Below are 678 nucleotides of genomic sequence, written 5' to 3'. Positions count from 1 at the left end.
CCGCCATGTCGATGGCGCGGCACAGGGCAATCACCGTGGTCGTGGCGGGCGACGGGGCGTTCCCCAGCGGATGACAGCGACGGCAAGGGCGATAACCGTCTTGCAAGGCGGCCTTGTCGTTATCGAAAAGGCGAATGTTTTCAGTGCGTGGGCGGCGCGATGGGCACGTGGGCAGGCAGAAAATACCGGTTGTGACGACCCCATACACAAAGGGATCACCAGGAATGCACCGATGTTCATTGATGGCGCGTTGCCGTTGCTGGTCTGCATTCATGGTTGTGCGTTGGCCTGTTCGCATGGGTCCTGTCCCGTAGTTCTGAAAGGAAGTATGAAGGGAAATGAAGCTGACGGGGAGCATGGAGGAGGGACGACAAACGCACATTCGAAATATTGCGGTTGTATTGGAAAAAGCACAGGTGCTGAAAATAGAGGGGAGGACGTAAAACAATGGCGGCGAGCCTGGCCCGCCGCCATGCGGGAATCACTACGGTGCTTACTTGGTGTAAGGCAGCAGTGTCAGTTCCACGCGACGGTTCTGTTCCCGTCCGCTGGCCGTGTTGTTGCTGGCAATGGGTTGGGTTTCACCAAAGCCCACGGTGTCCAGACGAACCTGTTCAACCCCGAAGCCAGACAGCTTGTTGGATACCGCCTGGGCCCGTTGCTGGGACAGCAGCAGGT

General features: G+C 58.1%; 2 protein-coding genes. Both read right to left on the bottom strand.

Going from position 1 to position 678, the window contains the following annotated elements; translation table 11 throughout:
* The coding region (locus A3754_RS26335; protein WP_304439865.1) for an Ada metal-binding domain-containing protein at positions 1-298 on the bottom strand (298 nt) is incomplete at its 3' end.
* 195 nt (positions 299-493) lie between these two features.
* The coding region (locus tag A3754_RS23395; RefSeq protein WP_156497178.1) for an OmpA family protein at positions 494-678 on the bottom strand (185 nt) is incomplete at its 5' end.

It is taken from the genome of Alcanivorax sp. HI0083, assembly GCF_001635175.1.
Note: the sequence above shows the minus strand (reverse complement) of the source record. Positions and strands in the feature narration are given on the sequence as shown.